At 42.4% G+C, this 3,030-nt stretch carries 3 protein-coding genes; 2 read left to right on the top strand and 1 reads right to left on the bottom strand.

The window, feature by feature from the left end:
• On the top strand, positions 1-1,351 hold a 1,351-nt coding region (locus LC574_RS33530; protein ID WP_229457902.1), incomplete at its 5' end, for a glycoside hydrolase family 10 protein.
• Between the two features lie 269 nt (positions 1,352-1,620).
• Here LC574_RS33530 and LC574_RS39375 read toward each other — a convergent pair.
• The gene (locus tag LC574_RS39375) at positions 1,621-1,848 is read right to left on the bottom strand and encodes a hypothetical protein (RefSeq protein WP_368736766.1); all 228 of its coding nucleotides are present in this window, start codon (positions 1,846-1,848) and stop codon (positions 1,621-1,623) included.
• 662 nt (positions 1,849-2,510) lie between these two features.
• On the opposite strand from LC574_RS39375, the gene LC574_RS33520 reads away from it, so the two are divergent.
• The coding region (locus LC574_RS33520) for a 2OG-Fe(II) oxygenase (protein ID WP_229457900.1) at positions 2,511-3,030 on the top strand (520 nt) is incomplete at its 3' end.

Here is a 3,030-nt window from a genome sequence, read left to right as displayed (position 1 = left end):
GTGGGTAGCATGTGTGTGGAATAGTAATTGGCCTTCCAAGGCAGGACTTTCTGTTGCCCAACAAAAAGCTGAACTCAGCGAGATTATTAGTAAATTACAAGCGCTAAACTTCAATGCTCTCATCTTCCAGGTGCGACCGGAGGGAGACGCTTTATATGAATCTCAATTAGAGCCTTGGAGTGCTTGGATTACAGGAACTCAGGGTCAAGCACCAGAACCATTTTACGATCCTTTGGCGTTTGCGATCGCAGAATGTCATAAGCGCAATATTGAACTTCATGCTTGGTTCAACCCCTACCGCGCCAGCACTTCCACCAACCCAGCTAAAACAGTCCGTCCCCACATAGCAGCCACCAATCCAGAAAGCGTTTATTTGTGGAAAACTCAACGCTGGATGGACCCAGGACTGAAAATAGTTCAGGATAGAGCTTACAACGTAATTCTCGATGTAGTGAAGCGCTATGATGTTGATGGCATTCACTTAGATGATTATTTCTATCCATATCCCATCGAGGGACAACCTTTCCCCGATGACAAAACATACACTGCATATAAAGCAGCCGGTGGTACACTCAGCCTTGGCGACTGGCGACGGGACAATGTTAACAGAATGGTACAGCGCCTCTGGCAGGGAATTAAACTAACTAAACCCGACGTTAAATTTGGTATTAGTCCCTTTGGGATTTATCGCCCCGGACAACCCACTGGTATTACTGGCTTAGATGCTTACAACGTGCTGTATGCCGACGCGAAAAAATGGTTAGAAGAAGGCTGGATTGATTATATCGCGCCTCAACTTTACTGGCGCACAGACCAACCACAACAAAGTTATTCGGCGTTGTTAAAGTGGTGGACACAGGTAAACACAAAGCAAAGACACGTTTACGCTGGTAACAATCTGACAGAACCAAGCAATAAAAGTCGGGAGAGTGATGAGATTGAAAAGCAGGTGAAAATTAGTCGTAGCCAGGCTGGACAGTTGTCACTAGGGAATATCTTTTTTAATGTCGGTGTTTTGACGGAAAATAGTCAGGGAATTGCTGATAGATTCCAAAGTCTGCTTTATAATAAACCTGCGCTACCTCCAACTTTGTCTTGGGAGAATACAACACCACCCCCTCCACCAATTGGACTACAAGTAAATAACCGCAAACTGAGTTGGCAGCCTGGAGATAATCAGCCAGTTCGCTCCTGGACACTTTATCGGCAAACTGGCGATACTTGGACAATTGGGCGAATTTTATCTGCTGGCACAACCTTCGCTACCGTCCAACTACCGGGAACCTATGCCGTGTGTGCAGTGGATAGATTGGCGAATGAGAGTTTAGGAACAGTTATTACAGTGAGTTGAACCAAAGTGCTATCTATGAGTGCGATGGCTTGCTTTTGTGGGCTTTATTAACGGGAAAAGTCAGTCCTGCTATACGAGTAATCGGTCTGCAAAGTCAGCTTTGCGAAAAAACTATTAAACCAACCTGATTCTTTGCGAAAAAGAGAGATGTAAATCAGATGAATAGTTAGCAGCTCAAAATTATAAATTTTGCAGTTTGCAGACAAAACCTAATTACAATCACAACAAATTCACTTAGGAGAATATTTCCAAATGGCTGAAATTAATATCTACAAACTGGATTCCGAAATCTCGGTGACCGATTTAGATGACAAAGAATGCAATGAAATCATAGGTGGTTTAGCAACAGCTTCCTTAGCGACAGCTTCTTTAGCAACAGCTTCCTTAGCAACAGCTTCTTTAGCAACAGCTTCTTTAGCAACAGCTTCCTTAGCGACAGCTTCTTTAGCGACAGCTTCCTTAGCAACAGCTTCTTTAGCAACAGCTTCCTTAGGGATAGCTTCCTTAGGGATAGCTTCCTTAGGGATAGCTTCCTTAGGGATAGCTTCCTTAGGGATAGCAAAACTTGATGTAGGTTCTGTACTATAACACTGATGAGAATGGTTCTACGGCTCTTCTTATAGGTTGTTTGAAAAATGGTTAGTTCTAGATTTTAGGCACTTATTGATCCCCCCTAGCCCTTCTTCAAAAGGGACAATCGGAATCAAAGTCCTCTAATTTATTATCGGGGCACTTAAGGTGTCTAGAACATTTTACTATCCACAAAAGAATTTTTCAAACATCCTTTTATGCTAGGGGAAGGAAACTTTAGCAGGACTTACGCAACAATAACGTAATTTTGTCATTGCGACCGAAGGGAAACAATCGCAAAGCCTTGTTTTTTCGTTGTAAGTGCGTAAGTCCTATTTAGAAAAGAGAAGCCTTAATCTACATGAAGTTAAAACTAACTTTTTTGTAGTAAGAAGACTTTGATACTCGTTCAGGGCGAACCTTGCGTTCGCCCACCTATCAACATTTAGTCCTTAACGTATCTTACGAAAAAGGTTAAGCCCAACAGCCGCTCAACGTGGAGATAAAGCATACCCATCTCATCTCTTAGATAGCTGACTGCTAAGTTCTGAATGCTCACATTTTTCTTGGAATAAGAATTAGTAAAGTGATGACTAAATCTATAGACTGCCCTCGTAAAATTACAATGCAGGCACCAGTTCTTTTCATCCCAAACGTTTTAGATGTTGATTTTTGTAAACACCTCATTAACATTTGGGAAACTGAAGGAAATGAAGATACTACTCACCTGATTGAGGAGAACGGAAAATGGAATGAACGTATTGACTACAAACAAGCTATTCGACGAAACCATAAGCTTAAAGAAGGAGAGACACTGGAGCGCCTTAAACATTCCATTCGGAATCGGGTTCGCCCTGAAATCCAGAAAGCGTTTCACTTTCAAGTTACTCGATTTGAGGGTTTTAGTATTTTTGGCTATGAGGCAAGTAGTGGTGGATACCTTGGTCTACATCGTGACAATTGTACAGAGAGTACTGCTTACCGTCGTCTCTCTATGACCATTAACCTGAATGTAGGGGAATATGAAGGGGGATATCTAAGGTTTCCAGAGTACGGGACAGATTTATACCAGCCGGAAACAGGCTGTGCAGCAATATTTTCGAGTTCGC

Origin of the sequence: Nostoc sp. CHAB 5715, from assembly GCF_020829685.1 — a bacterium.
In the GTDB taxonomy this organism is placed as follows: domain Bacteria; phylum Cyanobacteriota; class Cyanobacteriia; order Cyanobacteriales; family Nostocaceae; genus Nostoc.
The sequence above is the reverse complement of the archived record's forward strand: the minus strand, read 5'-3'. Positions and strand labels throughout refer to the sequence as shown.